Origin of the sequence: Roseiarcus sp., assembly GCF_052145395.1 — a bacterium.
GTDB lineage: Bacteria > Pseudomonadota > Alphaproteobacteria > Rhizobiales > Beijerinckiaceae > Roseiarcus.
Genome location: NZ_JBKQOT010000441.1, coordinates 1 through 4,927 on the forward strand (window position 1 = coordinate 1; position 4,927 = coordinate 4,927).

The following is a 4,927-nucleotide window of genomic DNA, read 5'->3' on the forward strand; positions in this document are numbered from 1 at the left end:
TCGCAGACGCCCCGAAAGAGGCGCTGACAGCCGCCGACCGCTCGATGGTAGTCGATCGCCGCGAGAAGTTCCACCGTGCGGGAAGGAGCTCGCTCCTGACAGATTGCGCCACGGCGAGATGAAGCAGGTCCGTTCACCAGTCCGCCCGCGAACGCCCGCCGTTTGCGCACTCCAGCCATTGCAGTCGTCGCCAAGCGTTCGATTTTCGCCAGTAATAAGGGCTTCGGCGCGCGACTCCATCCTGCTGCGGCTCTTGGCCGCCGCGGCGCCTGATTTCGGCGCGATTCTGTTAGCATCCTCCGTCATCGCCGGACCTTTGCGGCGCCGACCGCGTTATCGTCCCGCCGCGCTACCGGCTTTGCTCAACGAGGGAACGCGCATGAACAGAACGGAAAAATCCGGCAACGGCGAGGGCCGGGCCGCGCTCGCGACGCCGACCGACCTCACCGAAAACGGGGTCAAGGCGATTGCGGCCGCCTTGAACGGGCTCGCCGCCGACGCCTTCGCGCTCTATCTGAAGACCAAGAACTTCCACTGGCACGTGAGCGGGCCGCATTTCCGCGACTATCACCTGCTGCTCGACGAGCACGGCGACCAGATTGACGCCATGATCGACCCGTTGGCGGAACGGGTGCGCAAGCTTGGGCAGACCACGCTGCGGTCGATCGGACACATCGCCAAGCTTCAGTCGATCAAGGACAACGACGAAGCCCTCGTCGCCCCGCTCGACATGCTGCGCGAGCTCGAGCAGGACAACAAGTCTTTCGCCGCCGCGCAGCGCAAGGCGCACGGGCTCTGCGACGACAACGGCGACGTCGCTTCGGCGAGCCTGCTCGAAGTCTGGATCGACGAGACCGAGCGGCGAACCTGGTTTCTTTTCGAAGCGACGCGCAGCGCCGACGCCACGGGGCGCTGAACACGCGCTCGGCCTCGATCGGGCGTGTGACCGAAGCTGATTCGCAGATTATCCTCGGCGGGACGTCTGCGGAGACCGATCGATGCCTCGCCTGTTCACCGGATTGGAGCTGCCGGAGGCGATCGCCGCGCAGGTGGCGCTCGCCCGTGGCGGCGTGCACGGCGCGCGCTGGATGGAGCCCGCCGACTACCACATCACCTTGCGCTTCGTCGGCGATGTCGGCCACGACGTCGCCCTCGACATCGCCGAGATTCTGGACGAGATCCGCCGGCCGCCGGTGATCGTTCGCTTCGACGGGCTCTCCTGGTTCGGCGGCGACAAGCCGCGCGCGCTCGTCGCGCGGATCCGGCCGGACCCGGAACTCGTCGAGCTTCAGTCCGAACAGGAGCGTCGCATGCGGCGCATCGGCCTGCCGCCGGAGACACGCAAGTACACGCCGCACGTGACGCTCGCGCGCCTGCGCCGCGTCAGAACGCATGCCGTCGCCGACTATCTCGCCTCGCGCGGCGCGCTCATGGTCGAAGGCTTCACCGCCGAACGCTTCGTGCTCTATTCGTCCCGTGAGAGCACCGGCGGCGGCCCCTATGTCGTTGAGGCGGCCTATCCGCTCGGATAGCCTCGCGGCATCACGCCCGCCATGCGATGACGGCGAAAAACCACAGGCGCTTGCCCGTTGTGCTCAGGACTGTAACGCGTTACGCTGTCGGCGCGAAATCCGAAGGAGAAATCGGAGATGGCGGCGCCGGCCGAGCGAATGACGAAGATGCGCGTGCGACGGCGCATGCGGGGTCTGCGCGAACTGCGCCTTGTTGTGCCCGATCCGCGTTTGCAATCGGTCCGCCTGCGCGTGGCCGCTCAGGTTGCTCACCTGCCTCAAGGCGGCGAAGACGATGCGTTAGCTTGGATCGAATCGGTCTCGGAGTTGGACACGCCCGAGCGCCTAATTGGCGATGAAACGCGGTGACGTCGTCATCGTTGCGGCGGCGGGCGACTACGGCAAACCGCGGCCGGCGGTGATCGTCCAGACCGACGCGTTTCCAGAGACCCATGCATCAGTTGTGGTTTGTCAGATGAAGTCGGAAATCGCCGAGGCGCCGGATTTTCGCGTTACGATCCAGCCGAGCAAGGAAAATGGTTTGCGGGCCCGCTCGCAAATCATGGCCGACTAACCCGTGACGTTCCGGCGGACGCGGATCGGGCAGCCGATCGGCCGCCTGGACGACGGCGATATCGGACGTCTCAATGTCGCTTTGGCATTCGTGATGGGGCTCGCTGACTGACCGCGTAAGACAGCCATAGCCCAGAATCGCGCTCATTACCGGTCGCGGTCCGCGTATCCGACTTCCGCTCCTTGCGCGCCCGCCGGCAGGCCTGATGCGCAGCTCCAAGACGGACGAGGTTTCTGCGAGCCGCTCCACGGCCCCAACTGGTCCTTATCCATCCATCACGCCGCCATCGGACCGCGGAGGCAGTGACCCTGACCGATTCGGCGGGTATCTTTGCCGGAATCGCTCGGGAGCGGCGCGATGCCTCGTCTGTTGCTCGCGCAGAATTGCCGGTCGACGTCCCCGGCCAGCCTGGTGGCGGCTCACGGCGGCGGCCCCTATGTGGTTGAGGCGGCCTATCCGCTCGGCTAGTTTTGCGCGATGACCCTGACCCTCGACGCGGCAGGGCGGCGCGTCCGTCTCGACCCACGCGATCCTGCTTTCTTCGATGACCCGTACCGGGCCTACGCCGCGATCCGGGCCGCCGCGCCGACGTTCTTCTGGGAGGACTACGGCTTCTGGTGCTTCGCCGCGCACGCCGACGTCTCGGCGCTGCTGCGCGACAAGCGTTTCGGCCGGCAGATCCTCCATGTCATGAGCCGCGACGAGCTTGGCTGGCCCGCGCCCAAGCCGCACCTTGCGCCGTTCGACGCGCTCGAGCGCCAGTCGCTCCTGGAGATGGAGCCGCCCGAGCACACGCGCCTGAGAAACCTCGTCAACCGCGCCTTCGTCTCGCGCCAGGTGGAGAAGCTCGCGCCCCGCATCGCCGCGCTCGCCCACCAGCGGATCGACGCTTTCGCGCGCGACGGGGAGGCGGATCTGATCGAGGCTTTCGCGACGCCGATTCCGGTCGCCGTGATCATGGACCTGCTCGGCGCGCCGCGAGAGATCGGTCCGCAACTGCTCGACTGGTCGCATCGGATGATGGCGATGTACCAGTTCGGCGTGACGCGCGCGGTCGAGGACATCGCCGCCAACGCCGCGCGGGAATTCGCCGACTTTATGCGCGGCTACGCCCGGGCCCGCCGCGCCGATCTCAGGGACGACCTCATCAGCCAGCTACTCGCGGCCGAAAGCGAGGAGGGAAAGCTCAGCGAGGACGAACTCGTTACGACCTGCATTCTGCTGCTCAACGCCGGCCACGAGGCGACGGTTCACGCGATCGGGAATGCGGCGAAGACCATTCTGGAGCGCAGGCTCGATCCGCAGGACATTTTCGCCGACGCGAAGACGACAGAGGCGGCGGTGGAGGAACTGCTGCGGCTCGACGCGCCTCTGCACCTCTTCACCCGCTATGCGCTGGACGACGTCGAGTTCTCCGGCCTGCGGTTGCGGAAAGGGCAGAAGATCGGGCTCCTGCTCGGCGCCGCCAACCGCGACGTCGCGCGCTTTGCGGACCCCGACGCCTTTCAGCCCGGGCGCGACCCCAATCCGCACGTCGCGTTCGGCGCGGGCATCCACTTCTGCATCGGCGCGCGGCTGGCGCGGCTCGAGATGGCGGTCGCCCTGCCGATCCTGTTCCAGCGCCTGCCGGGACTGCGGTTCGCCAACCGGCCGAGATATCGCGATGCTTTCCATTTTCACGGGCTCGAGGCGTTGGCCGCTCGCTGGGATCAAGGCGCGCCAACGCGTCGCTGAAGCGGTCCCAATTTCGCCATTCCCATGGACTCTTTGCGGCCCGCGGCCGGGAAGGCTATAGGCGTCAACCCGATGGGCGAAAGGCCGGGCAGGCGCTTCTTCCCGCTCGCGGGGAGAAGGCGGTCGGCGTCAGCTGGCCGGATGAGGGGCGAACCCGACGATTGAGCATTGACCCTGCCCCTCTTTCCGCAGGCGGGGGATGGCAAGCGAGGCGAAAGCGAACCGGTAATGGTGTTCAGTTCAGTCACGTTCCTGTTCTACTTCCTGCCGATCTTCCTCGCCTGCTACGTGCTGACTCCCACGGTCGTCGGCAAGAACGTGGTCACGCTCCTGTTCTCGCTCGTCTTCTACGCCTGGGGCGAGCCGCGCTTTTTGCTGATCCTGCTGTTTTCGATCGCCTTCAACTACGTCGCCGCGATCCTGATCGACCGCAACGCCGGCGCAAACCGCAACTGGGCGCTCGCCTTCGCCGTCGTCGTCAATCTCATGACGCTCGGCGTGTTCAAATACGCCAATTTCGTCACCGCCAATTTCGCGGCGCTCTTGAAGCCGCTCGGCCTCGACTTCGGCCACACCAACATCGAGCTGCCGCTCGGCATCTCGTTCTTCACCTTCCACTGCCTGAGCTACATCATCGACGTCTATCGCCGGCGCTTCCGCGCCAACCGCGATCCCGTCGACGTCGCGCTCTACATCTCGCTCTTTCCCCAGCTCGTCGCCGGCCCGATCGTCCGATACAAGACCGTGGCCCGCCAGCTCGACAGGCGCCGGCAGACGCTCGGGCGCGCCTCGGTCGGCGCCCGCATCTTCATCATCGGGCTGGCGCAGAAGGTGCTCGTCGCCGACGTCGTGGCGCCGCTCGCCCAGGTCGCCTTCGACCACGTTCCCCATCGCACCCTGCCGGAGGCGTGGATCGGCCTCCTGGCCTATACGATCCAGATCTATTTCGATTTCGCCGGCTATTCGAACATGGCGATCGGACTCGGGATCGTGCTCGGCTTCACCTTCCATTGCCTGAGCTACATCATCGACGTCTATCGCCGGCGCTTCCGCGCCAACCGCGATCCCGTCGACGTCGCGCTCTACATCTCGCTCTTTCCCCAGCTCG

General features: G+C 66.2%; 6 protein-coding genes. All 6 read left to right on the top strand.

Annotation, left to right across the window (positions count from 1 at the left end):
- Positions 1-379 precede the first annotated feature (379 nt).
- Positions 380-916 carry a Dps family protein gene (locus ACLP25_RS14960; RefSeq protein WP_442469979.1) on the top strand — a complete coding sequence of 179 codons (537 nt, stop codon included), beginning with the start codon at positions 380-382 and terminating at the stop codon, positions 914-916.
- An 82-nt stretch (positions 917-998) separates the two neighbouring features.
- On the top strand, positions 999-1,532 hold the full coding sequence (gene thpR / locus ACLP25_RS14965) for an RNA 2',3'-cyclic phosphodiesterase (RefSeq protein WP_442469980.1): 534 nt from the start codon (positions 999-1,001) through the stop codon (positions 1,530-1,532).
- A gap of 117 nt (positions 1,533-1,649) precedes the next feature.
- Positions 1,650-1,880, top strand: a complete 231-nt coding sequence (locus ACLP25_RS14970) for an antitoxin MazE-like protein (RefSeq protein WP_442469981.1) — start codon at positions 1,650-1,652, stop codon at positions 1,878-1,880.
- A complete protein-coding gene (locus tag ACLP25_RS14975; RefSeq protein ID WP_442469984.1) occupies positions 1,867-2,085 on the top strand; it encodes a type II toxin-antitoxin system PemK/MazF family toxin in 219 nt (72 codons plus the stop codon). Before ACLP25_RS14970 ends, ACLP25_RS14975 begins: the two co-directional genes overlap by 14 nt.
- Positions 2,086-2,562: 477 nt before the next feature.
- Entirely contained in the window at positions 2,563-3,819 is a 1,257-nt protein-coding gene (locus ACLP25_RS14980; RefSeq protein ID WP_442469982.1) for a cytochrome P450, read from the top strand.
- Between the two features lie 228 nt (positions 3,820-4,047).
- Positions 4,048-4,927, top strand: an 880-nt coding sequence (locus ACLP25_RS14985; protein WP_442469983.1) for an MBOAT family O-acyltransferase, incomplete at its 3' end; no start/stop codon positions are given.